The organism is Chelatococcus sp. CO-6 (assembly GCF_001271345.1).
Taxonomy (GTDB): Bacteria; Pseudomonadota; Alphaproteobacteria; order Rhizobiales; family Beijerinckiaceae; genus Chelatococcus_A; species Chelatococcus_A caeni.
The window spans coordinates 4,164,460-4,190,401 of record NZ_CP012398.1 but is presented as its reverse complement, the minus strand read 5'-3'; the positions used below and the strand labels follow the sequence as shown (position 1 = coordinate 4,190,401).

At 69.9% G+C, this 25,942-nt stretch carries 26 protein-coding genes; 15 read left to right on the top strand and 11 right to left on the bottom strand.

Going from position 1 to position 25,942, the window contains the following annotated elements; all coding sequences use genetic code 11:
• Positions 1-75 precede the first annotated feature (75 nt).
• The gene (locus tag AL346_RS19555; protein WP_026015093.1) at positions 76-1,086 is read left to right on the top strand and encodes a zinc-binding alcohol dehydrogenase family protein; all 1,011 of its coding nucleotides are present in this window, start codon (positions 76-78) and stop codon (positions 1,084-1,086) included.
• A 21-nt stretch (positions 1,087-1,107) separates the two neighbouring features.
• Here the strand turns inward: AL346_RS19555 and AL346_RS19550 are convergent, their stop codons facing one another.
• On the bottom strand, positions 1,108-2,868 hold the full coding sequence (locus tag AL346_RS19550; protein WP_053193961.1) for a thiamine pyrophosphate-dependent enzyme: 1,761 nt from the start codon (positions 2,866-2,868) through the stop codon (positions 1,108-1,110).
• Positions 2,869-3,137: 269 nt separating this feature from the next.
• On the opposite strand from AL346_RS19550, the gene AL346_RS19545 reads away from it, so the two are divergent.
• On the top strand, positions 3,138-4,487 hold the full coding sequence (locus AL346_RS19545; protein WP_019401906.1) for an NAD(P)/FAD-dependent oxidoreductase: 1,350 nt from the start codon (positions 3,138-3,140) through the stop codon (positions 4,485-4,487).
• 15 nt (positions 4,488-4,502) lie between these two features.
• On the opposite strand, the gene AL346_RS19540 is transcribed toward AL346_RS19545, so the two are convergent.
• A complete protein-coding gene (locus AL346_RS19540; protein WP_019401907.1) occupies positions 4,503-5,537 on the bottom strand; it encodes a Gfo/Idh/MocA family protein in 1,035 nt (344 codons plus the stop codon).
• Positions 5,537-6,547, bottom strand: a complete 1,011-nt coding sequence (locus AL346_RS19535) for a zinc-binding dehydrogenase (RefSeq protein ID WP_019401908.1) — start codon at positions 6,545-6,547, stop codon at positions 5,537-5,539. The genes AL346_RS19540 and AL346_RS19535 overlap by 1 nt, the downstream gene beginning before the upstream one ends.
• 131 nt (positions 6,548-6,678) lie before the next feature.
• Here AL346_RS19535 and AL346_RS19530 point away from each other — a divergent pair, with 131 nt between their 5' ends.
• Positions 6,679-7,821, top strand: coding sequence for a DUF3182 family protein (locus tag AL346_RS19530; protein WP_157672236.1), 1,143 nt, complete (start codon positions 6,679-6,681; stop codon positions 7,819-7,821).
• A gap of 13 nt (positions 7,822-7,834) precedes the next feature.
• Here the strand turns inward: AL346_RS19530 and AL346_RS19525 are convergent, their stop codons facing one another.
• Positions 7,835-9,214, bottom strand: coding sequence for a UDP-glucose/GDP-mannose dehydrogenase family protein (locus tag AL346_RS19525; RefSeq protein WP_019401910.1), 1,380 nt, complete (start codon positions 9,212-9,214; stop codon positions 7,835-7,837).
• A 233-nt stretch (positions 9,215-9,447) separates the two neighbouring features.
• Here AL346_RS19525 and AL346_RS19520 point away from each other — a divergent pair, with 233 nt between their 5' ends.
• Both AL346_RS19520 and AL346_RS19515 read left to right on the top strand, forming a co-directional pair.
• On the top strand, positions 9,448-10,257 hold the full coding sequence (locus AL346_RS19520) for a TIGR02587 family membrane protein (protein ID WP_053193959.1): 810 nt from the start codon (positions 9,448-9,450) through the stop codon (positions 10,255-10,257).
• A gap of 11 nt (positions 10,258-10,268) precedes the next feature.
• Positions 10,269-10,685, top strand: a complete 417-nt coding sequence (locus tag AL346_RS19515; protein ID WP_019401912.1) for a hypothetical protein — start codon at positions 10,269-10,271, stop codon at positions 10,683-10,685.
• A gap of 13 nt (positions 10,686-10,698) precedes the next feature.
• On the opposite strand, the gene AL346_RS19510 is transcribed toward AL346_RS19515, so the two are convergent.
• The gene (locus tag AL346_RS19510; protein WP_019401913.1) at positions 10,699-11,286 is read right to left on the bottom strand and encodes a sigma-70 family RNA polymerase sigma factor; all 588 of its coding nucleotides are present in this window, start codon (positions 11,284-11,286) and stop codon (positions 10,699-10,701) included.
• 206 nt (positions 11,287-11,492) lie between these two features.
• Between AL346_RS19510 and AL346_RS19505 the strand changes: the two genes are divergently transcribed.
• A complete protein-coding gene (locus tag AL346_RS19505) occupies positions 11,493-11,777 on the top strand; it encodes a hypothetical protein (protein WP_019401914.1) in 285 nt (94 codons plus the stop codon).
• Positions 11,778-11,875: 98 nt separating this feature from the next.
• On the opposite strand, the gene AL346_RS19500 is transcribed toward AL346_RS19505, so the two are convergent.
• On the bottom strand, positions 11,876-12,145 hold the full coding sequence (locus AL346_RS19500) for a hypothetical protein (RefSeq protein ID WP_019401915.1): 270 nt from the start codon (positions 12,143-12,145) through the stop codon (positions 11,876-11,878).
• A 188-nt stretch (positions 12,146-12,333) separates the two neighbouring features.
• Here AL346_RS19500 and AL346_RS19495 point away from each other — a divergent pair, with 188 nt between their 5' ends.
• The 8 genes from AL346_RS19495 to AL346_RS19460 are packed head-to-tail and all read left to right on the top strand — an operon-like array spanning position 12,334 to position 20,815.
• Positions 12,334-13,443, top strand: a complete 1,110-nt coding sequence (locus AL346_RS19495) for an NAD(P)-dependent oxidoreductase (RefSeq protein WP_019401916.1) — start codon at positions 12,334-12,336, stop codon at positions 13,441-13,443.
• Complete coding sequence (locus tag AL346_RS19490) at positions 13,440-14,546, top strand: NAD-dependent epimerase/dehydratase family protein (protein ID WP_019401917.1); 1,107 nt, start codon at positions 13,440-13,442, stop codon at positions 14,544-14,546. The genes AL346_RS19495 and AL346_RS19490 overlap by 4 nt, the downstream gene beginning before the upstream one ends.
• A complete protein-coding gene (locus tag AL346_RS19485; protein WP_019401918.1) occupies positions 14,543-15,697 on the top strand; it encodes a glycosyltransferase family 4 protein in 1,155 nt (384 codons plus the stop codon). Before AL346_RS19490 ends, AL346_RS19485 begins: the two co-directional genes overlap by 4 nt.
• A 1-nt stretch (position 15,698) precedes the next feature.
• The gene (locus tag AL346_RS19480) at positions 15,699-16,829 is read left to right on the top strand and encodes a glycosyltransferase (protein ID WP_019401919.1); all 1,131 of its coding nucleotides are present in this window, start codon (positions 15,699-15,701) and stop codon (positions 16,827-16,829) included.
• The gene (locus AL346_RS19475) at positions 16,826-17,920 is read left to right on the top strand and encodes a glycosyltransferase (protein ID WP_019401920.1); all 1,095 of its coding nucleotides are present in this window, start codon (positions 16,826-16,828) and stop codon (positions 17,918-17,920) included. Before AL346_RS19480 ends, AL346_RS19475 begins: the two co-directional genes overlap by 4 nt.
• Positions 17,917-19,014 (top strand): glycosyltransferase, encoded by a 1,098-nt coding sequence (locus AL346_RS19470; protein ID WP_053193957.1) that lies wholly within the window; start codon positions 17,917-17,919, stop codon positions 19,012-19,014. The genes AL346_RS19475 and AL346_RS19470 overlap by 4 nt, the downstream gene beginning before the upstream one ends.
• A gap of 18 nt (positions 19,015-19,032) precedes the next feature.
• Positions 19,033-20,082, top strand: coding sequence for a UDP-glucuronic acid decarboxylase family protein (locus AL346_RS19465; RefSeq protein ID WP_019401679.1), 1,050 nt, complete (start codon positions 19,033-19,035; stop codon positions 20,080-20,082).
• Positions 20,060-20,815 (top strand): TIGR04290 family methyltransferase, encoded by a 756-nt coding sequence (locus AL346_RS19460; RefSeq protein WP_019401680.1) that lies wholly within the window; start codon positions 20,060-20,062, stop codon positions 20,813-20,815. Before AL346_RS19465 ends, AL346_RS19460 begins: the two co-directional genes overlap by 23 nt.
• Positions 20,816-20,838: 23 nt before the next feature.
• Here the strand turns inward: AL346_RS19460 and AL346_RS19455 are convergent, their stop codons facing one another.
• Positions 20,839-21,018 (bottom strand): hypothetical protein, encoded by a 180-nt coding sequence (locus tag AL346_RS19455; protein WP_019401681.1) that lies wholly within the window; start codon positions 21,016-21,018, stop codon positions 20,839-20,841.
• 473 nt (positions 21,019-21,491) lie between these two features.
• Positions 21,492-23,804 (bottom strand): glucose/quinate/shikimate family membrane-bound PQQ-dependent dehydrogenase, encoded by a 2,313-nt coding sequence (locus tag AL346_RS19450; RefSeq protein WP_053193955.1) that lies wholly within the window; start codon positions 23,802-23,804, stop codon positions 21,492-21,494.
• A 178-nt stretch (positions 23,805-23,982) separates the two neighbouring features.
• Here AL346_RS19450 and AL346_RS19445 point away from each other — a divergent pair, with 178 nt between their 5' ends.
• Entirely contained in the window at positions 23,983-24,351 is a 369-nt protein-coding gene (locus tag AL346_RS19445) for a DUF2934 domain-containing protein (protein ID WP_019401367.1), read from the top strand.
• A 12-nt stretch (positions 24,352-24,363) separates the two neighbouring features.
• Here AL346_RS19445 and AL346_RS19440 read toward each other — a convergent pair whose 3' ends face one another.
• The 3 genes from AL346_RS19440 to AL346_RS19430 all read right to left on the bottom strand — a co-directional run bounded on the left by AL346_RS19440 (position 24,364) and on the right by AL346_RS19430 (position 25,926).
• Positions 24,364-24,852 (bottom strand): DUF2892 domain-containing protein, encoded by a 489-nt coding sequence (locus AL346_RS19440; protein ID WP_019401366.1) that lies wholly within the window; start codon positions 24,850-24,852, stop codon positions 24,364-24,366.
• Between the two features lie 87 nt (positions 24,853-24,939).
• The gene (locus tag AL346_RS19435) at positions 24,940-25,389 is read right to left on the bottom strand and encodes a DUF421 domain-containing protein (RefSeq protein ID WP_019401365.1); all 450 of its coding nucleotides are present in this window, start codon (positions 25,387-25,389) and stop codon (positions 24,940-24,942) included.
• A gap of 9 nt (positions 25,390-25,398) precedes the next feature.
• On the bottom strand, positions 25,399-25,926 hold the full coding sequence (locus AL346_RS19430; RefSeq protein ID WP_156332809.1) for a hypothetical protein: 528 nt from the start codon (positions 25,924-25,926) through the stop codon (positions 25,399-25,401).
• Positions 25,927-25,942 lie beyond the last annotated feature (16 nt).

Sequence of the window (25,942 nt, the reverse complement as noted above, 5' to 3'; positions counted from 1 at the left end):
CGATCATGCGCACCAACGGGGCCTCGACCGCGGCGCCATGCTGCGTTATCGACGCCGGACAGGGAGGAGGCGCCGATGAGAGCGTTGCGTTGTGACGAGCCGGGAAAGCTCAGCATCATCGAGCGGGACGAGCCGGTTGCCGGCGAGGGCGAGGCGCTGGTGCGCATCCGCCGGGTCGGCATCTGCGGCACGGACTATCATATCTTTCACGGCAACCAGCCCTATTTCAGCTATCCGCGCGTGATCGGCCACGAGCTCGCCGGCGAGATCGTGACGGCGCCGGCGGGCAGCGGGCTCCGGGCCGGCGAGATCGTCGCCATCGAACCCTATCTCTATTGCGGCGCGTGCCGGGCCTGCCGCCTCGGGCGCACCAACTGCTGCCGGCGGCTCGAGGTGCTCGGCGTGCACCGCGACGGCGGCGCCTGCGACCATATCGCCGTGCCCGTGCGCAACGTCGTCCCGGCCGGCGGGCTCGGGCTCGACGAGGCGGCGATGGTCGAGTTCCTCGCCATCGGCGCCCATGGGGTGCGCCGCTCCGGCGCCGGTGCGCAGAGCCGCGTGGCCGTGGTCGGCGCCGGCCCCATCGGCATCGCGGCGGCGATCTTCGCCAAGGCGCGCGGCGCCGAGGTGTCGGTGATCGACATGAATGCCCGGCGGCTCGCCTTCTGTGCCGACGAGATCGGCGTCGACAGCGTCTACGAGGTGTCGGCGGATCTCGACCAGCATCTCGATGCCGCGACGGACGGCGAGTTCTTCGACGTCGTCTTCGACGCGACCGGCAGCCCCGCGGCGATGATGAAGGGCTTTTCCCTCGTCGGCCACGGAGGCAGCTATGTGCTGCTCTCCATCGTCAATGCCGACATCACCTTCAACGATCCCGCGTTCCACAAGCGCGAGACGACGCTGCTCGGCAGCCGCAATGCGACGCGGGAGGATTTCGAGACGGTGCTTGCGACCATGCGCGCGGGCAAGGTGCCGACCCGCGCCCTCGCGAGCCACCGGGGCAGCCTCGACGAGGCGCCGCAGCTGGTGCCGGCCTGGTCGAAGCCGGAGGCCGGCGTCATCAAGGGGCTCATCGAGATCTGACGCGCCCGTAAGGCCGGGCGCCTATTGCCCCGCCTCGATCATGGTCTTCGCCGGCTCTTCCGCGATCGCGGCCTCGATCTGCTCGTGGCCCGGGGTCTGCGGCAGCGCCTTGCGGAAGTTCTCCGCATAGTCGGGCGGCATCTTGGGCGGCATCATCGGCTCGGCCGCGTCGACGGTCGCCTCGATGAGGACCGGTCCCTCCGTCGCGAAGGCGCGGTCGAGCACGTCGTCGACCTGTTCCGGGCGGGTGACCGCATGGCCGATGCCGCCCATCGCCTCCGCCGCCATGGCGAAGTCGATGGGCTGCAGCTCGCAGCCGAACTGCGGGTTGCCGAGGAACATCATCTGTTCCCAGGCGATCTGGTTCAGCATGTTGTTCTTGATCACCAGCACCTTCAGCGGCAGCCGATAGCGCACGGCGGTCGAGAATTCGCCGAGCTGCATGGCGAGGCCGCCGTCCCCGACGATGGCGAAGATCGGCCGGCCCGGAAAGGCGATGCCGGCCGCGATGGCATAGGGCAGGCCGCAGGCCATGGAGGCGAGCGCGCCCGAGACGCCGAAGGCCTGGCCGTCGCGCAGGTCGACATGGCGGGCCGCGAGTTCCGTGTTCTGGCCGGAATCGGTGACGAGCACCGCATCGTCCGGCAGGCGCAGCCCGAAGGCGCGGGCGACGACCTGCGGCTTCAGGGGCACGTCCGCCTTCGTCTCGGACGTCGCCATCATCTCGCGCCAGCGCGCCATCCCGGCCTGCGCTTCCTCGAGGAAGCCGCGGTCGCTCTTGCGGGCGAGCCGGTCGTTGAGCAGGCGCAGCGTCTCGGCGGCTTCGCCGACGAGGCCGGCCTCCACCGGATAGCGCAGGCCGATCCGCTGGCCGTCGCGGTCGATCTGCACGCCGCGCGCCTGCCCGGGCTTCGGGTAATATTCGATATAGGGGAAGGTCGAGCCGACGATCAGGAGGGCGTCGCAGCGCTCCATGGCCTCCTGCGAGGGCAGGGTGCCCAGCATGCCGATGCCGCCGGTGCTGTGGGGATGGTCGTCGGGCAGGGCCGCCTTGCCGAGCAGGGCCTTGGCGACAGGCGCGGCGAGGAGGTCGGCGGTCTCTTCCAGCTCCGCGCGGGCGCCGAGTGCGCCGCGGCCGGCGAGGATCATGACGCGCGAGGCCTTGTTGAGCAGGGAAGCGGCCTTGTCGAGATCGCTCTCGGTCGGCAGGCGGCGGCCTTCGAACCAGCGGTTCGGCACGTGGCCGGGCGCGTTGCGCTTCGAGCGCTCGGCCTCGCCGAGGCTCTGCTCCTGGACGTCATTGGCGATGGAGAGGTGGGCGACGCCGCGCTGGCTGAGCGCGGAGCGGCAGGCGAGGCTCGCGAGGTTCTCCATATGGGCTGCGTCGTTCACCTGGGCGTTGAAGACCGCGACGTCGTTGAAGACGCGGGTGAGGTCGACGTCCTGCTGCGTGAAGGTCTCGATCAGGTCGTGGAACTGCATGCCGGTGATGGCGAGCACCGGCGCCTGGTCGAGCTTGGCATCGTAGAGCCCGGTGAGCAGGTTGGCGCCGCCGGGGCCGGAGGTGGCGAGGCACACGCCGAGCCGGCCCGTCCATTTGGCATAGGCGCAGGCCATGAAGGCGGCGGACTGCTCATGGCGCACCTGGATGAAGCGGATCCTGTCCTGCCGCGTGCGCAGGGCCTCCATGATGCCGTTGATGCCGTCCCCCGGCAGGCCGAATACGACGTCCACCTGCCATTCGATGAGCGTGTCGACGAGAAGGTCGGCGGCTGTGGTCATGGCGGTTCCCCCTGTTGCGGTTGTTCGCGGGTCCTGGATAGCCGCTGCCCCTGGCGGCTGGCACAATCGGCAACGGTCGGCGGTCGCGACCGGAACTCGTCAGGGATCGAACTGTTCCGACGAGGGGCAGGGCGCCGCGGGACGGAGGGGAGCTTCGGCCCGGCGGATGGGGCAAGCTGCAGCGAGGAACAATCGGGACGACGCACGGTTCGCCCTGGATACGCCGCCCGCCCGGGTGGCGGCCCATTGCGCGAAGGAGGGGGAAACCAATGCACGGCAATGCCGGGCGAAATGGGGAAGAACGTGCCGGCAGCGCCACGCCCGTCGTTGTCATCGGGGCGGGCTTTGCCGGCCTCGAAGTGGCGAAGGAACTGGGCAGGGCCGGCATCCCTGTGGTCCTCGTCGACCGGCAGAACCACCACCTGTTCCAGCCGCTGCTCTACCAGGTGGCGACAGCGGCCCTCTCTGCCGCCGAGATCGCCGAGCCGATCCGCAAGATCCTGCGGCGCTACCCGTCGGTCGAGGTCCTGCTCGATGAGGTCACGGCCATCGACCCGCAGGCGCGCGAGATCACCCTCGCCACCGGCCGCCGGCTCGGCTACCGCTTCCTCGTGCTCGCCTCGGGATCGCGCACGTCCTATTTCGGCCATGGCGAATGGTCGCGGCTCGCACCCGGCCTCAAGACGATCGAGGATGCGCGGCAGCTGCGCTCACGCCTGCTCCTCACCTTCGAACATGCCGAGCGCGTGGACGATCCGCTCGAGCGCAGCCGGCTGATGACCATCGCGATCATCGGCGGCGGGCCGACAGGCGTCGAGCTTGCCGGCTCCATCGCCGAGCTGAGCCGCTTCACCCTGGCCCGCGACTTCCGCAGCATCCGGCCGCAGAACACGCGGATCATGCTGGTCGAGGGGCTGCCGCGCCTGCTGGCGGGCTTCTCCGACAAGGCGGCGCGTTTCGCGCGCGAGCGGCTGGAGCGGCTCGGCGTCGAGGTGCGCACCGGCAGCATGGTGGACCATATCGGGCCGGGCGAGCTCGGCATCGCGGGCGAGCGCCTGCCGGTCGGGCTCGTCGTCTGGGCGGCGGGCGTCGGGGCCTCGCCGCTCGGTGCCGAGGCGGGCGGGCGCACGGACAAGACGGGGCGCGTCTTCGTCGAGCCGACGCTCGAGGTGACGGGCAGCCCCGGCGTCTTCGCGCTGGGCGACGTCGCCCGTTGCCTCGACGCCGACGGGCAGCCGCTGCCGGGTCTCGCCCAGGTGGCCCGCCAGCAGGGCCTGCATCTCGGGCGCGGCCTCGCCGCAATGATCAAGGACGGCAAGGCCTTGCAGCCGTTCGTCTACCGCAGCCGCGGCAACACCGCTATCGTCGGCCGCCACGCCGGCGTCTTCGAGCGCGGGCGCCTCAAGATGAGCGGCTGGTTCGCCTGGCTCGCCTGGGCCGCCATCCACGTCTACCTGCTCGTCGGCTTCCAGCACCGCCTGCTGGTGTCGTTCCATTGGCTGTGGCGCTACATCACCTACGAACGCGGCGCGCGGCTCATCACCTTCCGCGACGACACGCGGCAGCCGCCGCCGGCGCGCGATGCCGCCAACGACCGCGAGCGCGGCGCAGCCGGTTGATGGCCCGATCGCGGGTCAGCCGAGCACCGGCCGGCCGTAGATCCTGTCGAGGGTTTCGGCGACGACGATGTGATGATCGGCCTCGGCATCGAAGCCGGTCCCCGCCGCCAGACGCTCGGCCCAGGCGACGAGCGGCCGCCCGCCCCAGGCATCGGGCGGAGCGCACAGGCGTTCGCGCGCGGTGCCACGGGTGCGCTCGGCCACGAAATCGTAGAACGAGCCGTCGACATTGCGCAGCGTCGCGCCGCCCTCAGTGCCGTGAAAGGCCGCCGAGATGACGGCCTCCTGGCCGGCGTGCAGCCGCCAGGAGCAGGCGAGGCGGACGGTGGCGCCGCCCGCGAGGTCGATCGTCGCGCTCGCGAAGTCCTCGACGCCGGAAAAGGCGCCGTCGATCCGCCGTCCCGCGGAGAAGAGACGGCTGCTCACCTCCGTGACCTGCGGCCAGCCGAGCACCCAGAGGGCGAGGTCGACCAGATGCACGCCGAGGTCCATGACGCAGCCGCCGCCGGACAGGGCCGGGTCGTAGAACCAGGCCTTGTCCGGGCCGTAGGCATTGTGGAACACGAGGTCGACGTCGTAGACGGCGCCGAGCGCCCCGCCCGCGACGAGATCCCGGATGAGGCGCATGGCCTCGGTTTCCCGATAGGAGAGGTCGACGCCGAGCGGCTTGCCCGCCCGCCGCGCCGCCGCGACGACGGCGCGCACCTCGGCGGCATTGCGGCCGAGCGGTTTCTGGCAGAAGACGGCGATGCCGCGTTCGAGCGCGCGCAGCGACTGTTCGGCATGCAGGGCGCTCGGCGTCGCGATGACGAGGCCGTCGATGCCGCTGTCGAGGAGGTGCTCGACATCGGGAGCGACCGACGCGCCCGGCACCAGGGCGGCCGCCTTCTGCGCCACCTCGGCGGAGGCGTCGGCGACGAGCGCGACCTCCGCGACACCGGCATCGTGCAGCATCTGCATGCGGTGGCAGCCGATCCAGCCCACGCCGAGAAAGCCGAGGCGGGGGCGGCCCAGCGCGGCGGAGGGGGCATCGCGCACGGGCGCTTCCATCACATCCTCACCACGGCCTTGAGGAAACCGTCGGGCCGGTCGCGCGTGTCGTCGAGCGCCTGCCCGAGGTCCTCCAGCCGATAGCTGTGGGTGACGAGCGCCTCGAGGTCGATGGTCCCGTCGAGCACGGCGGCGAGGCCTTCGCGCATGCCGCTGAGATAGGCCCGCGGGTCGCGTTCGTGGGCATTGATCACGTCGAGGCCGCGCCAGTTCCACAGCTGCATGTCGATCTGGCGCGGGCCGTCCTGATGATAGCCGGCGATGACGAGCCGCCCGCGCTCGCCCGTGAGCTCGCCGGCGAGGGTGAGCGGGCCCTGCTTGCCGGTCGCTTCGATCACCCGCTCGCACAGCGTGCCGCCCGTCAGCTCCTGCACCCGGTCGCGCACGGCGTGGCGATCGTCGAGGGCGATGCATTCGGCGGCGCCCATGCGGCGCGCCACGTCCAGGGCGAAGGTCCGGCGCGACACGGCGACCACGTGGGCGCCTGCCTGCGAAGCGAGCCGCGTCAGGAGAGCGCCGAGAAAGCCGGCGCCGACGATGGCGACCGTCTGGCCCGTCGCGATGTCGGATCGCCGGAAGATGTTCATGGCGCAGCCGAGCGGTTCGCCCGGAAAGGCGCGCTCCTCGAAGCCCTCCGGCAGCGGCAGCACCGCGGCGGCATCTCCGACGTCGTATTCGGCATAGCTGTTTTGGAATAGCGTCGCGACCGGCTGGCCGGATTCGAGATCGGTCACATCCGGCCCGAGCGCGTCGACGATGCCCCAGCCCTCGTGGCCGAGGCCGCCGGGCTGGGTCGGGAACTGCATCCAGTCCGGGCCGGCCCAAGGTACGAGGTTGGACGCGCAGACGCCGCAGCCGCTGTTGCGCACGCGCACCTGGCCCGGGCCCGGCTCGGGGAGGGGCACCTCCCGGATGGCGCAGGTGCCGGGACCGGTGACGATGGCGGCCCTCATGGCCGCGGGGCGGGTGAGTACGACGGGGGCGGGCGAGGCTTTCAGCGCTGCGGTCATCCAGGGCTCTCGGGGCAGGGTGGTATCCGGGCCGGTAGAACAACCGACGGCGGCATCTGTTCCGTTGCCCCTCGGGAACAAAGCGCCTGACGGCCCGGTTGCGTTCTCGGACCGCTGGCCCGGAGATGCGCATGGTGACCGACACTGGCTCCGCACGGATGCGGAAGGCCCTCGTGACCCACGACTGCCGCGGCGGACGGGATCACTCCGAGATCGGCCATGTGTCGCTTGCGCGGGCGCTCGCGGCGACGCTTGATCTCGATTATGCGGGCGCCGTGGAGGAGTGCACGGGCAGGACCAGCCTCTATCATTTCCCGCGTCGCACCTTGTGCGGGCACGACGAGGCCGCGCGACACGCCGTCAGATGTGAGGACGACCTGTTCGGCGGCTGGGTCGCCGAGCCGTTCATGGCGACGAAGGCGATCGTGCATCCGCTCGTCTCGCGAGGGGCCGTGGCGCCGCCCTCCTGGTTGCCCGCTTTCGCGCGCGAGGTGGAGGAGGTGGTGCTCGACGGCCTGACCGTCTTCGATGCTTCGGATGCGGCGCAGGCGGCCCGTCGCCTTCTCGCCCGGGGCGCCCTGCGCCTCAAGCCGGTGCTGGCGGAGGGGGCGCGTGGCCAGGTCGTTGTCCGCTCCAAGGACGAACTCGACGAGGCGCTCGCCGCCGTGCTTGCCCACAACGACGTGCGGCACGGCCTGGTGCTCGAGGAGAACCTGTCGGACGTCGGCACCGCCAGCGTCGGCGAGGTGCGGGCAGCCGGCCTCAAGGCCGCATATTTCGGCATCCAGAGCCTGACCGACGACAATGCGGGGGAGAAGGTCTACGGCGGCTCGGCGCTGTATCTCGTTCGCGGCGGCATGGAAGCCCTCCTGGATCGCCCGCTCGACGAGAGGGCCCGGCGCTGCGTCGTTGCGGCCCGTGTCTTCGACCGGGCCGCGGATGCCAATTTCGCCGGCTTCTTCGCCTCGCGGCGCAATTACGACATCGCCTTCGGCACCGCGGCCGACGGCGGCGAACGTCTCGCCGTCCTCGAGCAGTCATGGCGCGTCGGCGGCGCGACCGGTGCCGAGATCGCGGCTCTCGCCCTGTTCAGGAGCGATCCGCGCATCACCGCCGTGCGGGCGCGAACGGTCGAGCGCTACGGCGACGCCGACGTGCCGGACGGAGCCGTCGTGCATTATCGCGGCGATGATCCCGAACTCGGCCGGCTGGTGAAATACACGGTCGTCGACGATGTCATCCGCGCTGATGACCGGGGCCGCCACAACCGGTGACGGCCCCCATGGGTCACAGGCGGCTGCGGGCGGCGACCTTGCCGCGCCATTGCGCCGAGGGGGCGCTCGGCGCGTCTTCGGCAGCGCGCGGTGCGGCAGGCCGGCCGAGCCCGATGCAGCGCAGGCCCGCCGCCGTCACCGCCTCGGGCGGGAGGAGATTGCGGTAGTCGAACAGCATCCGGCCGACCATCCGGTCGGCAATGCGCGCCAGGTCGAGGTCGCGGTAGTCGTCCCATTCCGTCAGGATCACGAGGGCATCGGCCTTCTCCACCGCCTCATAGGGCGTCGCGCACCATCGCACGTCGGCGAGATGCCGCCGCGCGGCCGCCATCGCCATCGGATCGTGGGCGCGCACCGCGATCCCAGCCTTCTGCAGCATGGGGATGATGGTCAGCGCCGCCGCCTCGCGGATGTCGTCGGTGCCGGCCTTGAAGGCGAGGCCGAGCACGGCCACCGTGTCGCCGCTCGCGAGGGCGGCCTCGTTGAGAATGCGGCGCCCGAGATGCGCCTTGCGCTCCTCGTTGCGGCGGATGAGGGTCTCGATCAGCGCCTGGGGTGCGCCCGCGCGGCGGCTGACGGCGGCAAAGGCGCGCGTGTCCTTGGGGAAGCAGGAGCCGCCGAACCCGGGGCCGGGTGTCAGGCAGCTCGGGCCGATGCGTCGGTCGAGGCCGATGCCCTCGGCCACCCGGGCGACGTCGCCGCCGATCCGCTCGCACAGTTCGGCGATGTCGTTGATGAAGCCGATCTTGAGGGCGAGAAAGGCATTGGCGGCATATTTGACGAGTTCGGCGTTGTCGCAGCTCGTCGACAGGACGGGCACCTTCCTGCGCGCGAGGGGGGCGTAGATCTCTTCCAGCACCTTCGCCGCCTGCACGTCGTCGGCGCCGATGACGATGCGGTCGGGTTCCATGAAATCCCCGACCGCGGCGCCCTCGCGCAGGAATTCCGGGTTCGAGGCGACGCGAATGTCGAGGGCGCCGCGCTCGCGGGCGATGAGGTCGGCGAGCTGGCGGCAGGTGCCCGGGACGACCGTCGATTTCACGATCACGATGGCGTTGCGCGCGAGGCGCGGGGCGATGGCGCGCGCCGAGGCGATGATCTGGCTGAGGTCGATCTCGCCGTCCGGCAGGGCCGGCGTGCCGACGGCGAGGAAGACGGCCTCGGCCGCTTCCAGCGCGTCCTCGAGCCCCAGGCAGAATTGCAGGCTGCCGTCTGCCATGCCGCGGCGCACCAGGTCCTCGAGGCCGGGCTCGTAGAGCGGCAGGTCGAGACGGGCCAGCCGTGCGAGGCGCCCGCCGTCGATGTCGTGACATCGCACCCGATGGCCGAGGGCGGCGAGGCAGCTGCCTGTGGTCAGGCCCACGTAACCGGCGCCGATGACTGCGATGCGCATGCGGATCTCCTCGTCTCGGGAAACGCCGCCCTAACCTGAGGTGGTTTGTTGTTGTTCCCGATCGCGTGAGTTGCCGCTGCTGCCGGGCCGGGTGGAGACGGCCCGCCCGAGGGCGATGTGAACCAAAGGCGCACCGGCGCGTTGTATCGCTGCGAGCAGGTTCGGACCGGCCGGTCCGGCCTCGCCCCAGATGGTGACCGATGGGAAAAGTCGGCTTGGAACGCGGAACGAGGATGCGCGCGCGAAGCAAGGTCCTGCGGGATACCGGGCGCGCGCTCGGTGGCGCGCTGATCTTCTCCATGCCGATGCTCATGACGATGGAGATGTGGTGGCTCGGCTTCTCCATGGACCGGCTGCGCCTCGCGCTCCTGCTCATACTGTGCCTGCCGCTCCTCATCCTCCTGTCGCGGCGGATCGGCTTCGAGACGACCCGCGCCTGGCGCGAGGATGTGGCCGATGCCCTGTTCGCGCTCGGCATCGGCATGGTGACGAGCGCCGTCGCCCTCGCTGTCTTCGGCGCCATCGGTCCGGGCATGTCGTTCCATGAGATCACCGGCAAGATCGCCATCCAGGTGGTGCCCGCGAGCATCGGGGCGCTCCTGGCGCGCAGCCAGCTCGGGTCGGAGAGGCGGGAGGAGGAGGACCAGCAGGAGAGCTACTGGAGCGAGATGTTCCTCATGGCGGTCGGCGCGTTGTTCCTGGGCTTCAACGTGGCACCGACGGAGGAGATGATCCTCATTTCCTACCGGATGACGCCCTGGCACGCCGTGGCGCTGGTCCTGCTCTCGCTGCTCGTCATGCACGGCTTCATCTTCGCCGTGGGCTTCAGGGGAGGCACGGAGCTCACGCCGCAGACGCCCTGGTGGAGCGCCTTCGCCCGTTTCACGCTGCCGGGCTACATGCTCGCCATGATGGTCAGCCTGTACATCCTGTGGACGTTCGGCCGCACCGACGACACCTCGCTCGAACAGGTCATCACCGCGACGATCGTGCTCGGCTTTCCCTCTTCCGCCGGCGCCGCGGCTGCCCGGCTCATCCTGTAGAAGGCAGGTTCATGCGGACGAACGGAAAGGACAAGGCCGGCGCTCCCGCAAGCTACGAGAAGTCGCTCGAATGGGTCGTCGGCGGCGTCGCCTTCTTCTTCGTCGTCGTGCTGCTGGGCTACCTGCTCGGTCTCGCAGCCTGGGTGGACGGGCAGCCGCCGCGCTTCTCGATCGTGGTGGAGAGCGTCGAGCAGATCGGCAACGTCTACCAGATGCAGGTGGTGGTGACCAACGAGGGGGATGTCACGGCATCGGACGTGACGCTGCGCGGGGTGCTGCGCCGGGAAGTGGGAGCCGACGAGGCGAGGGAGCTGCGCTTCGACTATCTGCCCCAGCGGTCGCAGCGGCGCGGCGCCTTCGTCTTCGAACAGGATCCACGCAGCGATGCGACGATGCACCTCTTCGTGACCGGCTATGTCGAGCCGTGAGACGGGGCGCCCGTCACCGCGAAACGGATTTGGGCAGGGAAGCGGTCGGAAATGTCTCCGTCCTCTCGATGCAGCTCGAGGCAGACCGTTCGTCGAGCTCCTCGAGCAGCCGCAACCGCGCCCGGCTGAGCCGGCTCTTCACCGTGCCGAGGGCACAGCCGCAGATCTCGCCCGCTTCCTCGTAGCTCATGCCGAGGACGCCCACGAGAACGATGATCTCCCGATGCTGCGGCGGCAGGCGCTGGATGGCTTCATGAAGCTCGCGCCCGCGCGTCGACCACTCCTGCGTCGCGTCGACACGCAGGCGCGTCGACGCGCAGTCGCTGACCCCCGGGGCCTCGCGGCGGGCGAGCTTCGCCTGGGTGTAGAACGTGTTGCGCATGATGGTGAACAGCCACGACTTCAGGCTGGTGCCGGGTTCGAACTGCTCGATCTTGGCGAGAGCCTTGGTCAGGGTCTCCTGAACGAGGTCGTCGGCATCGCTGGTGTTGCGGCAGAACGTGCGTGCGAAGGCACGCAGGGCAGGAATGAGCGCGACGATCTCGGAGCTGGATTGCTGGTGCGAGGCGTGTCCTTTCTCGAGCCTTCGGTCAGGCTGCATGGCGATTGCCTCCGCGAAATCGTGTGCTGGTGTCCGAGCCGCCCCTCCAGCCCGTCCTCTTGGGACAATGTTCGCCCCGCCCGATAGTTCCGTGATCTTCGGGAGAAATCGACGCCGCCGGCGCGCCGGTCTCCGGCCCGGACCGGGAAAGACCGGAACAAGGCCGATGGCGGGCGGTTAGAGGGGCCTATCGAGGGAGAAAAGCCATGACCAAACGGCAAGGCAAGCCTGCGTCACGCGCGGCGCCGCAACCGCTCGACGAGACCGAGCTCGCGAGCGACCGCATGGGCAACAACCGCCTGCAGGGAGACGACCAGGGGAATGTCCATAACGAGCGCCGCGCCGTGGCCGATGTCCGGCAGGACACCGATGGCGTGATCGAGAGTTTCGAGAAGCTCGACAAGGACAAACGTGCGCGGACCGATCTCGGCAAAGGCGCACGTTCGGGAGATTCCGGCTCCGGGTCCGGCGGGCGCCGCGACAAGTCCTGAGCCGGCGATGTTTCACCCCCGCTTCGTCGGGGCGGCTGCGGCGAGGTCCGTGCCGATCTGGAATCGTGAAAGTTGAAACGACGGTGAGGGCGACGGCCTCAGGAGCCGTCGCGCTCGATGAACTTGCTGAAGCGGCTGACATCGCCGCCCTCCGTCCGCTCCTGATGCAGGAAGGCGAGGCGGTTCTCGTCGAAGATGCGGAAGAATTCCTCCCAGGAGATCTCCTCGAGGTTTTCTTCCGGCTTGCCGAAGTCGATGCGCAGGATGCCGCCGGGGCCGGACGTCTTGACCCGCGCCGGACGGCCCTGCCGCGCTTCCACCCATTTGCGGATGGCCGCGTGATCGGTGGTGGTCTTCGCTTCGCTCATCGGCTGTCTCCTCGCGTGGTGGAACGCCCGTTCGAACCAGCCGCGGCATCGATTGTTCCTCCTGCGTCCGCTCCCGCCGGAGCGCCTTGCCACGTCCAGGAGGACCCCGTGGCGAGGAGGTGGAACAAACGTTGGCGCGCATTGTTCGGACGCTGCAACTCGGTTTTCTCGATACATCTGGAGCGAACGTGCCCAAGACAGTTCTGATCACGGGCGGCTGCGGCTTCATCGGGCGTCATCTGACGGATGAACTCCTTGCCGGCGGCTATGCCGTTAGGGTGCTCGACAGCCTCGTCGAGCAGGTTCACGCAGAAGGCGGGTTCAGGGGAGACGACCGCGCCCACTACATCTTCGGCGATCTGCGCGACAGGGACACCGTGCGCGAGGCGCTCGCCGGCGTCGATTGCGTCGTGCATCTCGCCGCCGAGGTCGGCGTCGGCCAGTCGATGTACGAGATCGCCCGCTATGTCGGCGGCAACGATCTCGGCACCGCCGTCCTGTTGGAGGAGCTCATCGACAGGCCGGTCGAGCGCATCGTCGTCGCCTCGTCCATGAGCGTCTACGGCGAGGGGCTCTATCAGTCCCGCGACGGCAACCGTGCCGATGGCGCACGCCGCTCGCGCAGGCAGCTGATCCAGGGCCAGTGGGACCTCTACGACGAGAAGGGCCAGCCCCTCATCGCCGTCCCCACCGATGAGGACAAGCGCATCGACCTTGCATCCATCTACGCCCTGACGAAATTCGCCCAGGAACAGGCGGTGCTGATCTTCGGCGAGGCCTACAAGGTCGATGCCGTCGCGTTGCGGCTCTTCAACGTCTTCGGCCCGGGCCAGGCGCTCGGCAATCCCTACACCGGCGTCCTCGCCAACTTCGCCGCGCGCCTCGCCAACGGCAACCCGCCGCTCATCTTCGAGGACGGCGAGCAACGGCGCGACTTCGTCCATGTGAAGGACGTGGCGCGTGCCTTCCGCCTCGCGCTGGAGAAGCCGCAGGCCGCGGGCCATGCCATCAATATCGGCAGCGGCGATTCCTACAGCATCAGGCGTGTCGCCGCGCTCGTCGCCGAAGCGCTCGGCCGGCCGGATGTCGAGCCCGAGATTCTCGGCAAGATGCGCGCGGGCGACATCCGCAACTGCTTCGCCGATCTCGGCAAGGCGCGCGAGCTCCTCGGATACGAGCCGCGCCACCGGCTGGAGGACAGCCTCGGCGAGTTCGCCGCCTGGGTCGCGGATGTCGGGGCGAGCGACCGCAGCGCCGAGATGCGGGCTCTCCTCGAGAAGCGGGGGCTCGTGTCATGAGGGCCGAGGCGCCAGACCGTGCCGGTCCTGCCGCGCCCGCGGCCGGCCGGAGGGCACGGCCGGTCGTCGTCACCGGCGGCAGCGGCTTCATCGGCTCCAATCTTGCCGATGCGCTGGCGCGGGACGGCGAGGATGTCATCGTGCTCGACGACTGCAGCCGCCCCGGGGTGGTGGAGAACCTCGCCTGGCTGAGGGCCCGTCACAGCGAGCGTATCCGGCCCTTTCTGGCGGACGTGCGTGATTTCGACGCGATCGCGCCGGCCATCGCCGAGGCGAAGGCCGTCTTCCATCTCGCTGCGCAGACCGCGGTGACGACGAGCCTTGCGAGGCCGGTCGAAGATTTCGAGGTGAATGCGCGCGGCACGCTCAACGTGCTCGAGGCCATCCGCCGCACGGGCCGGGCCATTCCCGTCGTCTTCGCCAGCACCAACAAGGTCTATGGCGCGCTCGCCGACATCGACCTCGTCGAGCGCGAGGACCGCTACGAGCCGACGGATGCGGTGATCGCCCGCCACGGCATCGGCGAGGACCGACCGCTCGCCTTCTGCACGCCCTACGGCTGCTCGAAGGGCGTCGCCGACCAGTACGTGCTCGACTATGCGGCCTCCTTCGGCATCCCGGCCGCGGTGCTGCGCATGAGCTGCATCTACGGTCCGCGCCAGTTCGGCACCGAGGACCAGGGCTGGGTCGCCCATTTCCTCATCGCGGCGCTCGAAGGGCGCAGCATCAATATCTACGGCGACGGCAAGCAGGTCCGCGACATCCTGCACGTAAGCGACGCCGTCGCCGCCTACCGGGCCGTGCTGGCCGGCATCGACAGGCTCGGCGGCCGGGCGTTCAATCTCGGCGGCGGCGTGGCGAATGCCGTCAGCCTGAGGATCGTGCTCGCCGAGATCCGGCGCCTCGTCAACGAGGAGCCGCGCATCGTGCCGGGCGCCATGCGCCAGGGCGACCAGCGTTATTTCGTCGCCGACACCCGCCTCATCGAGGCGTCGACCGGCTGGCACGCGCGTGTGTCCTGGCAGGACGGGCTCGCCGATCTCGCCGCCTGGCTGCGTGCGGAGCGCGGCCTCGACGCGCTGGCGGAGAGGGCGACGGCATGAGGGGGAGCCTGCCATATAACGGCGCCGCTCCGTCCGCTCCCGCGCCGGCCATCGAGGCGCGCTGGCGCGTCCTGATGACGCTCGATGCCGTCGGCGGCGTCTGGCGCTATGCGGTCTCGCTCGCGTCCGCGCTGCGGCCCCTCGGCATCCAGACGATCCTCGTCGGGATGGGGCCGCCGCCTTCGCCCGAAAAGGTGGCGGAGGCGAGCCGGGTCGGCGACCTTGTGTGGCTTGATGTGCCGCTCGACTGGACGGTCGCGGACGAGGCCGGCCTCGACCAGCTGGCCGGGGTGCTCGATCATCTCGCCGAAGAGCACGAGGTCGATCTCCTGCACCTCAACCTGCCGACGCAGGCGGCGGATATTCATACCATCCTGCCCGTCGTGGTCGTGTCCCATTCCTGCGTCGTCTCATGGTGGGAGACCATGCGCGAGGGACCCTTGCCCGAGAGCTGGCGCTGGCAGGTGCGGCGCAATGCGGCCGGCCTTGCCCGCGCCGATGCCGTGGTCGTTCCCAGCGACAGCCATGCCGCCCTCGTCGAGCGCTGCTACGGCCGCCTCAACCGGCTGAAGGTGGTGCGCAACGGCATCGCGCCGACGGAAGAGCGCGCGGGCGCCGACGGCAGCGTCGTCGCGGCCGGCCGCTGGTGGGATGACGGCAAGAACGCCGCCGTTCTCGATGCCGCGGCGGCCTTCACCGACGTTCCCGTCCTCATGGCCGGGCCGACGACCGGGCCGAACGGCGAGAGCACGGCATTGAGGCATGCGGTGGAGCTCGGCGAAATCCCACATGCGGAGGTGCTTGCCCGCATGGCGGCGGCCGGCATCGTCGTCTCGCCCTCGCTCTACGAGCCGTTCGGCCTCGCGCCGCTCGAGGGTGCCGCGCTCGGCGCTGCCCTCGTCCTCGCCGACATCCCGACCTATCGGGAGCTGTGGGACGAGGCGGCGCTCTTCTTCGATCCCCGCGACCCGCGTGCGCTCGGCCGCGCCATCACCCAGCTCGCCGCCAATCCCGCCCGGCGCGACGAGATGGGCCGGAAGGCGCTGATGCGTTCGCGCCGCTACACCTTGAAGGCGCAGGCCGAGGCCATGGCCGCCCTCTACCGCTCGCTCGCCGCGACGCCGGCGGAGATCGCCATCGCGAGGATCTGACATGCGCTTCCTCTTCTACACCCATTCCCTCGTCTCCGACTGGAACCACGGGAATGCGCATTTCCTGCGCGGCGTCATGCGCGAGCTTCTGGCGCGGGGGCACGAGGCGCTCGCGCTCGAGCCCGCGGACGGCTGGAGCCGCACCAATCTCCTCGCCGATCAGGGGGAGGTGGCGGTCGAGCGTTTCGCACGCGATTTCCCGATGCTGCGGTCGCAGGTCTACGGGCCGGATTTCGCCCATGAGAAGGCGCTCGACGAAGCCGACGTCGTGATCGTGCACGAGTGGACCGATCCCGCGCTCGTCGCCCGCATCGGCAGGGCGCGGCGCGAGGGTGGACGCTTCACGCTCATCTTCCATGACACGCACCATCGTGCCGTCTCGGCCCGGCCCGAGATCGCGGCGCTTCAGCTCAAGGACTACGACTGCGTTCTCGCCTTCGGCGAAGCCTTGCGGCAGCGCTATCTCGCCGCCGGCTGGGGCGGGGAGGTGGCGACCTGGCACGAGGCGGCCGACACGCGGCTCTTCCGGCCGCTCGAGGAGGAGCGCCGGGGCGATCTCGTCTGGATCGGCAACTGGGGCGACGGCGAACGCTCGGCCGAACTCGCGGCGATGCTGATCGAGCCGGCCCGCCGGCTCGGCCTTGCCGGCGAGGTGCGCGGCGTGCGCTATCCGCCTGAGGCGCTGGAGCAATTGGCGACGACCGGCCTCAAGTACCGCGGCTGGATCGCCAATGCGGACGTGCCCATCGCCTTCGCCCGCCACCGGGTTACCGTGCACGTGCCGCGCCGGCCCTATGTGGAGGCCCTGCCGGGCATCCCGACCATCCGCGTCTTCGAGGCGCTGGCCTGCGGCATCCCGCTCGTCTCGGCCCCCTGGTCCGACAGCGAAGGACTTTTCCGCCCGGGCGAGGACTTCCTCGTCGCAAGCGACGGCGAGGCGATGGCGCGGATGCTCCGGGACGTGCTGCACGATCCCGCCCTTGCGGCATCGCTCGCCGCCTCGGGCCTTCGGACCATCCTGGCCCGCCACACCTGCGCGCACCGCGTCGACGAACTTCTCGGGCTGATCGCCCGCAGGGGCACGGATGCGGTGCGGCGCCAGATCCCGCTCATGGAGGCCGCCGCACGATGAAGATCGCCTTCTACGGTTCGAGCCTGGTGTCGTCCTACTGGAACGGTGCCGCGACCTATTACCGGGGGCTGCTCAAGGCGCTCGCCGCACGCGGCTACGACATCACGTTCTACGAGCCGGATGCCTATGACAGGCAGAAGCATCGCGACATCGAGCCGCCGTCGTGGTGCCGCGTGGTCGTCTACGAGGCGAATAGCGATGCGCTGAAGGCGGTGGCGGGCCGCGCCGGCGAGGCGGATGTCGTCGTCAAGGCGAGCGGCGTCGGCTTCGCGGACGACGAAATCCTCGCGGCCGTGCTCGATGCCGCGGCGCCGGACGCCATCAGGATCTTCTGGGACGTCGACGCTCCGGCGACCCTCGCGGAGATGGCGCAGGACCCGGGGCACGCGCTGCACCGCGCGCTCGCACGGCTCGACCTCGTCCTCACCTATGGCGGTGGCGATCCCGTGGTGCGGGCCTACGAAGGCTTCGGCGCCGCCCGCTGCATCCCAATCTACAATGCGCTCGATCCCGAGACGCATCATCCCGTGGCGCCGGACGAGCGCTTTTCCTGCGATCTCGCCTTCCTCGGCAACCGCCTGCCGGACCGGGAGGCGCGGGTGGAGGAGTTCTTCCTCCGCGCGGCCAGCCTCCTGCCCGGGCAGCGCTTCCTCCTCGGCGGCGCCGGCTGGGACGACAAGCCGCTGCCGGCGAACGTGCGCTCCCTCGGCCATGTGCCGACGCGCGACCACAATGCCTTCAACGTCACGCCGAAAGCGGTGCTCAACATCAGCCGGGCCAGCATGGCCGAGAACGGCTTCTCGCCCGCGACCCGGGTGTTCGAGGCCGCCGGGGCGGGCGCCTGTCTCATCACCGATGCATGGGAGGGGCTCGACCTCTTCCTGAAGGAGGGCGAGGAGGTGCTCGTCGCCCGCGACGGGCGCGACGTCGCCGAGGCGCTCGCCGCCCTGACGCCCGAACGGGCCCGGGCCATCGGCGAACGGGCGCGGGCGCGCATCCTCGCCGAGCATACCTACGAGCACCGGGCCGAGCAGGTGGACCGCCTGTTCCGCCGGTTTGTCCGGTCCCGCAACGTCGAGGCTGCCGAATGACCAAGCGCCTGTCCATCGCCGTGCTCGGCCTGTCGCTGTCCTCCTCGTGGGGCAACGGCCACGCCACCACCTACCGGGCCCTGCTGCGGGGCCTGGCGGAGGAGGGGCACGATATCCTGTTCCTCGAGCGGGACGTGTCCTGGTACGCCGATCACCGCGACCTGCCGAAGCCCGACTTCTGCCGGCTCGCCTATTATCGCAGCGTCGAGGGGCTGCGCCGCTTCCTGCCGGCGCTGCGTCGCGCCGATGCGGTCATCGTCGGCTCCTTCGTGCCCGACGGCGCCGCGGTCATCGATTTCCTTGCGAAGGCAGGCCTCGCCAACCTCAGTTTCTACGACATCGACACCCCCGTCACGATGCGGCGGCTGGAGCATGGGGAGGAGGACTACCTCGCCCGGCGGCAGGTGCCGCTCTTCGACATCTACTTCTCCTTCTCCAGCGGCGACGTGCTGGAGCGGCTCGAGCGCGAGCACGGCGCCCGGCGGGCGGTGGCGCTGCACTGCTCGGTCGATCCTGCCGCCTACCAGCCGACCGGCGAAGCGCCGCGATGGGACCTCGGCTATCTCGGCACCTACAGCCCCGACCGGCAGCCGGCCCTGGAGCGCCTGCTGATCGGGCCGGCGCGGCGGCTGCCGCATCTGCGCTTCGTGGTGGCGGGCGCGCAATATCCGCCTGACATCGCCTGGCCGGACAATGTCGAGCGCATCACCCATCTGCCGCCGGGCGAGCATGCCTCGTTCTACAGCCGGCAGCGCTTCACGCTCAACGTGACGCGGGCCGACATGATCGCCGCCGGATGGTCGCCGAGCGTGCGGCTGTTCGAGGCCGCCGCCTGCGGCACCCCGGTGATCAGCGACCGCTGGCGCGGGCTCGACGGGCTTTTCCCCGACGGCGAGGCCATCGTCATCGCCGACACTGGCGAGGATGTCGTCACCGCGCTGACGCGGATATCCGACGCCCGGCGCCGGCAGATCGCGGCAGCGGCGCGCCGGCGCGTCCTGGCCGGACACACCGGCAGGGCGCGGGCCCGCGAAATGGTGGCGGCGCTCGATACGACGGCGGTCGATCCGCTCCGCACGGTGGCGGCCGAGTGAGACGGCAGGAGATGGCAGATGGATGCATCGGTTCGTGGCAGGCGCGTGCGGACGGTTCTCGTCGCTGGCGGAGCGGGCTTCGTCGGGTCGCACCTGTGCGATGCGCTCATTGCCGAGGGCGCCAGCGTGATCTGCGTCGACAGCTTCGTGACGGGCCGGCGCGCCAACGTCGCACCGCTCGACAACCACCCGCGCTTCCGGCTCATCGAGCATGACGTGAGCGAGAGCCTCGCGATCGACGAAGAGCTCGACGAGATCTTCAATCTCGCCTGCGCCGCATCGCCGCCGCGCTACCAGGCGGCGCCGGTCCACACGATGATGACGAGCGTGGTCGGCACGGCGAACCTCCTGACGCTGGCCGAGGAGCATGGCGCGCATTTCCTGCAGGCGTCCACCAGCGAGGTCTACGGCGATCCCGAGCAGCACCCGCAGCGCGAAGACTATCGCGGCAACGTCAACTGCACCGGCCCGCGTGCCTGCTACGACGAGGGCAAGCGGGCGGCGGAGGCGCTGTGCTTCGATTTCCTGCGCCTCGGCCGGGTCGATGCGCGGGTCGCGCGCATCTTCAACACCTATGGTCCGCGCATGCAGCCGGACGACGGCCGCATCATCTCGACCTTCATCTACCAGGCGCTGGGTGGGCGGCCGCTCACCGTCTACGGCGACGGCGAGCAGACGCGCTCCTTCTGCTTCGTCTCCGACCTCGTCAAGGGTCTCCTGAGGCTCATGCGGGTCGAACCCAACCCGGGCGCGCCGGTCAATCTCGGCAATCCCGGCGAGTTCACGGTGAATGAGCTGGCCCGTCTCGTCCGCGACGGAACCGGCTCGCCGTCAAGCGTCGTCTACCTGCCCCTGCCGGAGGACGATCCGCTCAGGCGGCGGCCCGATATCGGGCGGGCGCGCGACGTGCTCGGCTGGGAGCCGGTTGTGCCGCTCACAGAGGGACTCGATCTCACGATCGACTGGTTCAGGGTATCGGCGCGGGCGAACGGCGACAAACGGCGCCGCCAGCCCCGTCGTCTCAAGGAACGGGTGCAGCAGAGCAATGAAACTCAACGAACGATCTGACGCGACCGTCGACATCCGCCGCCGCATCGCCGAACTCGGCCCGTGGTTCCACAACCTGCGCATCCAGGGCGTGGAGACGGCGCCGGACCATTTCCTCGGCGATTATCCGGCCTTCAAATGGGCCCGCTTCGCCCATGCCCTGCCGCAGGACCTCGAAGGTCGCAGCGTGCTCGACATCGGCTGCAACGCGGGCTTCTACCTCATCGAGATGAAGAAGCGGAATGCCGGCCGTGTCGTCGGCATCGACGCCGATCCCCATTACCTCGAGCAGGCCGCCTTCGCCGCCGAGCAGACCGGCGTCGATGTGGAGCTCAGGCAGATGTCGGTCTACGAGGTGGGGCAGCTCGGCCAGCGCTTCGACATCGTGCTGTTCATGGGCGTGTTCTATCACCTGCGCCATCCGCTGCTGGCGCTCGACCTCATCCACGAGCACGTGGCGGGCGACATGCTCGTGTTCCAGAGCCTGATGCGCGGCTGGGACACGGTGCCCGACCTTGCCGACGACTACCCCTTTGCCGAGTGGGATGCCTTCGAGCGGCCGGACTATCCGAAGCTCTTCTTCGTCGAGGAGCGTTATTCGGGCGATCCGACGAACTGGTTCATCCCGAACCGGGCTGCGGTCGAAGCCATGCTGCGCAGCGCCGGCTTCGTCATCACCGACCGGCCGGAGCCGGAGGTCTATCTCTGCAGGCGGGGGCAGCGGCATTACGCGGCCGAGCCGCCGCCCTTGTGATCGTCGGCAGCCGCCGACGTCGCTCAATCCTGCTCCTTCTCGCGCCGTTGCCTCGTCAGTGCCTCCTGGAGCTCGAGGGCAAGCACGAGCAGCCGCTCGGGCACCGGTTCGCGCTCGATTTCGTCGAGCAGCAAGCTGACGTCTCTCGCGCACGTCGCCGAGGCAGTCGGTTCCTTCATGTGCTTGCCGATCTTCTCGCCCATGGCGACCCTAACAATTGTTAATCACATGTGAGCCTCGGCCCTTGCAATCGCGATTGCAAGCGAAACATCACCATTTGCCAGAGATTTCAACGTGTTCCGATCTATCGGCCGGTATCGGGAAAATCTCCGCGCGGCGGGTGCTGGATCGGATGATCACCCGGTGCCTGGCGGGGTGGAACATCCGTTTCGTCGGGATTGGGGTCAGGCACCTCGTCCGGCAGGCGATCGGGATCCGGCTCCTCCACGGGCGGGATGGGCCGGTGGGGCGGCGGCATCGGAATGGGCGGCTCCGGTCCGGGATCCGGACCCGGCCGCGGAGGTTCCGACATCGCGGCGACGGGTCTGCGGGGCATGGGGACGAAGGTATGGGACATTGGCATGTTCGCTTCCTTCAACGATCGTGGCGGGCGGCGCGTCTCGGCCCCCGGGGAAGCTCGCGCCTCTAACCGCCGACACGGCGACCTGTTCCGGCCTCAGTTGCGGGGAAGGGCGTAGGCGATGACGTAGTCGCCTGCATCCGTCCCGATCGAGCCGTGGCCGCCGGCGACATGGACGACGAACTGTCGGCCGTCGGCTTCGTAGGTCATCGGCGTCGACTGGCCGCCGGCCGGCAGGCGCTGCTCCCACAGCGTCTCGCCCGTCGCCACGTCGTAGCCCCGGAGGTAATTGTCGATCGCCGCGCCGAGGAAGGCGACGCCGCCGGCGGTGATGATCGGGCCGCCGATGCCCGGCACGCCGATGCGGATGGGCAGGGGCACGGGCGCCGCATCCCGGATGGTGCCGTTCTTGTGCCGCCAGGCGACCGTGCCGGTGCGCAGGTCGACGCCGGCGACATAGCCCCAGGGCGGTGCGTGGCAGGGCAGGCCGAGCGGCGAGGTGAACGGCTGCATGATCACGCCGTAGGGGCCGCCGACATTGAGGTTGAGGCCGGCCTCGCCGGCATTGGCGCGCGCATCGGGGCTGATCTCGTCAGCCGGTATCAGGCGGGAGGTGAAGGCGACATAGGTCGGCATGCCGAACATGGTCTGGTTCACCGGGTCGACGGCGACGGAGCCCCAGTTGAAGGTGCCGAAGTTGCCGGGATAGACGAGCGTTCCCTCGAGCGAAGGCGGTGTGTAGCGGCCCTCGTAGCGTAGCGACCGGAAGGCGATGCGGCAGGCCAACTGGTCGAACAGGGAGACGCCCCACATGTCGCGGCCGCGCAGCGTCGACGGGTTGAAGGTGAGGGCGGAGACCGGCTGCGTCGGGGCGGTGAAATCCTCGGGGATGGCGCCGCCGGGGGCGGGCACCTCGCGCACGGGCAGGATCGGTTCGCCCGTCGCGCGGTCGAGCACGTAGATATCGCCCTGCTTGGTGGGGATGACGATGGCGGGTCGCGTGCCCTGATCCGTCGTCAGGTCGAGGAGGGCGGGCTGGGCGGGCACGTCCATGTCCCACAGGTCGTGGTGGACCGTCTGGAAGACCCAGCGCACTCGCCCCGTGCCGATCTCGAGCGCGACCACCGACGACGAGAAGCGCTCGACGGCGTCGCTGCGGCCCATGCCGAGCTGGTCGGGCGTCCGGTTGCCGAGCGGGACGTAGACGAGGCCGAGCTCCTCGTCGGCGCTCGAGACGGACCAGCTGTTGGGCGAGTTGGGCGTATAGGTCGCTCCGGGCGGAAGCGGCTCCGTACGCTCGGGATTGCCGGAATCCCAGTTCCAGACGAGCGCGCCGCTGCGGGCGTCATAGGCGCGGATCACGCCGGAGGGGGAATCCATGGCGTAGTTGTCGTTGACCGCGCCGCCGATGATGACGAGGCCCTGGGCGACCACGGGCGGGGAGGTGGAATAGTAATAGCCGCTCTTCTGGTTCGGCATGTTGGCCCACAGGTCCACGGCTCCGTCCTCGCCGAAGTCGGGACAGGTCCGCCCGGTCCGGGCGTCGAGCGCGATGAGGCGGGCATCCGACGTCGGCAGGTAGATGCGCGTGGCGCAGGCTTCGTCGGCGGCCTGCAGGTCGGTGCCGGCGAAATAGGAGACGCCGCGGCAGGTCTGGTGCTGCCGGTTCGGGTCGAGCGGGATCTCGGGGTCGAAGCGCCAGCGCTCCTCGCCCGTCGCGGCGTCGAGCGCGATGGCGATGTGGTGCGGGGTGCAGAGATAGAGCAGGTTGCCGACCTTGAGCGGCGTGACCTGATAGGTGGTCTCCTCGACATCGTCCTCCCGGCGCACGTCGCCGGTGCGATAGGTCCATGCCACCGCGAGCTGGGCCACATTGCCCGGATTGATCTGCGTCAGCGGCGAGTAGCGCTGCCCCTGCAGGGTCCGGCCATAGTGATGCCAGTCCCCGTCGGGGACGGATCCGGCCTGCAGGACGGCCTCGCCCGCGCCGGCCGCCAGGGTGCCGGACTTCTCGTGCGGGTTCTGCGTCAGCGCATAGCCGGCGACGCCGATGGAGACGACGATGACGGCCGCCAGCGCGATGCGGCCGAAATCCCACCGGCGTCCGTCGCCCACGGCCCACGGCAGCAGGAGCCACAGGCCGACGAGCACGGGGATGCCGCCGCGGGTGCCGAGCGGCCACCAGTCGAAACCGACCTCCCACAGGGCCCAGGCGAGCGTGCCGGCGAGCACGAGGGCGTAGACCGTCCGGGCCGCCGGCTGGCGGACGAAGAGAAGCGCCGAGGTGACGAGGCAGGCGAGGCCGGCGATGAGGTAGTACCAACTGCCGCCGAGGGCAACGAGCCAGCCGCCACCGAAGGCCAGCGCCGCTCCCATGACGAAGAGGACGATTGCCGAGAAGACCGCCATGTCGTTTCCCTTGCCTCGCTTCGCATGCATGCGCCGTGTGTACGGCGCCCCCCGAACAAGGCCGCCCCGGAACTGTTCCGAAATCGCCGCGGCGATGCCGATCCCGTGGGAACAGAAGCGACCGCGCGCCGTTCTGGGAAAGGTCGCCCGGACAACAGCGCGAAGGAGGTCCATCGCCATGCCCGACCGTGAAGCGGAGCTCGAGGAACGCATCCGCCAGCGCGCCCACCGCCTCTGGCGGGAAGAAGGCTGCCCTCCGGGCGGCGAGGAGCGCTACCGGGAGATGGCGAGCGAAATCATCGCCATCGAGGACAGCCAGGCCGACACGCTCGAGCCGAATCCGCTGACCCATCCCCAGGAGGCCGAGACGCCCGTCGAGCCGGTCGAGGCCGTCGAGAATGCCGGCGAATTCCCGACCTTGACCGATCAGGGCGAGGGCGAGGCCGTTTCCGCGCGGCGGGAGCCCGCCCCGGCGCCGCTGCCTACTCCCGACGAGGAACAACGCGAAAAGGGCACCGGAACCGGTTCCGCCAAGGACGGTAGCTGACAAGGACCACGGCTAAGGCGTGCGGCCGGATCCTTGGCGGGACCGGCCGTCGAGCCGCAGCTCGATGGCGGCGATGACGGCCGCGAGCCTGTCCGCCGCCTCGCGCAGGCCTTCAAAATCTCCCCGCAATGCCTTGAGACCGTAGCGTTCCTGCTCGATCTCCGTCTGCGTCCGGAAGCCGAGGCGGCGCAGGACGGGCACGGGCGGGCACCAGCCCTGGATGGCGTGCTGGAAGAGGAAGGCGGTGACGAGGGCGGGCAGCAGGAGCCATTTGCGGCTCGCCGTGATGCCGAGGACGAGCCCCGTGAAGGCGAAGGCCGAGGCATTGGCTTCCAGCAGGCGCTCCACGTCCCATTCGGCGTCGAGCTCGTCGAGCCGGTTGTCGATCTCTTCCGGATGGGCGGCGAAGTGGCTGAACCTGCGGGCGGTTTCCAGCGCGATCCGCCGGTTGATCTCTTCATCCGTATGAACGGGAACGCGGTCGACGGTGTCGGGCATCATGGCGGCGGTTCTCCGGGCGGTGGAGCCGCCCCAACCCCGCGCCGGAACGGATTGTTCCCACGCGCTGCTCCCGCCGGCCTGCCCGCATCATCGGCCGCTCTTCGGCACGATGCTGAGGGAGCCGCTCGGCTCCAGGATGGCGAATTCGATCTCCTCCAGCCGCTGCAGGCCATGCTTCTGGCGGGCCGCCTCGAGCACGTCCTCGACGCTGACGCGGGCGCGCCGCAGCGCTTCCGCGTCCGGCTGGCCGCGGCTGATGAGCACCGTCGGTGTGCCGTCCATGAGGAGGGCGGCACGGGGCGACCACTGCTTGACGTAGGACAGCGCGACATCGGTCGTGAACAGGGTGATGATGAGGAGGACGGCGTTGATCATGGAAAAGTCGTCGCCGAGCAGCGCCTGCTGGGTCGTCTCCGCGATGATGAGCAGGAGCACGAAGTCGAAGGGCGTCGCCTGCGCCAGGGAACGCCGCCCCGACAGGCGCAGCACGATCAGCAGCACGAAATAGATGGCGATGCCGCGCAGGACCGTTTCCATGCGGTGCTCCTACGGCAGGATGAGGGTCGTCGCCGTGATGGCGGGGCCGTCGAGGCCGATCGCGTAGCGCGCGAGCCCCGCCCGCCGGGCGCGGGCATGGATCGTCACCCGGTGCGGGGGAGCCGCCTCCGCCGGAAATTCCAGCGCCCGCGCATCCGGCAGGAGAAGCGAGCGCTGCGGCTGGGGCTGGATGTCCTCGATCTGGAAATAGTCGGCAAAGCTCTTCGAGATGACGAGCCGGTGCATCGGCTGTTCCTCGTTGAAGACGATCTCGAACGTCTCGGGCGCGTCGAGCCGCGCGATGCGGGGCAGATCGGTCTGCCCGCCGCCGGCGGCGAGGCTGGTGCGCGCGAGGGGACCGCTCGCGCCGGTGAGCCCGGCGAGCGCCACGGCGATTATCGCGGCGAAGACGATCCAGGCCCAGCGCTCGGCGGTCCAGAACCTGCGCTGGAAGGCGCGTTCCTCGTCGAGCTGAAGGCCATCCGGCCGCAGCGGCGGTACCTCGAGCTCCGGCGGCTGTCGCTTTCGGGCGTTCATCGTCCGCTCCGCCATG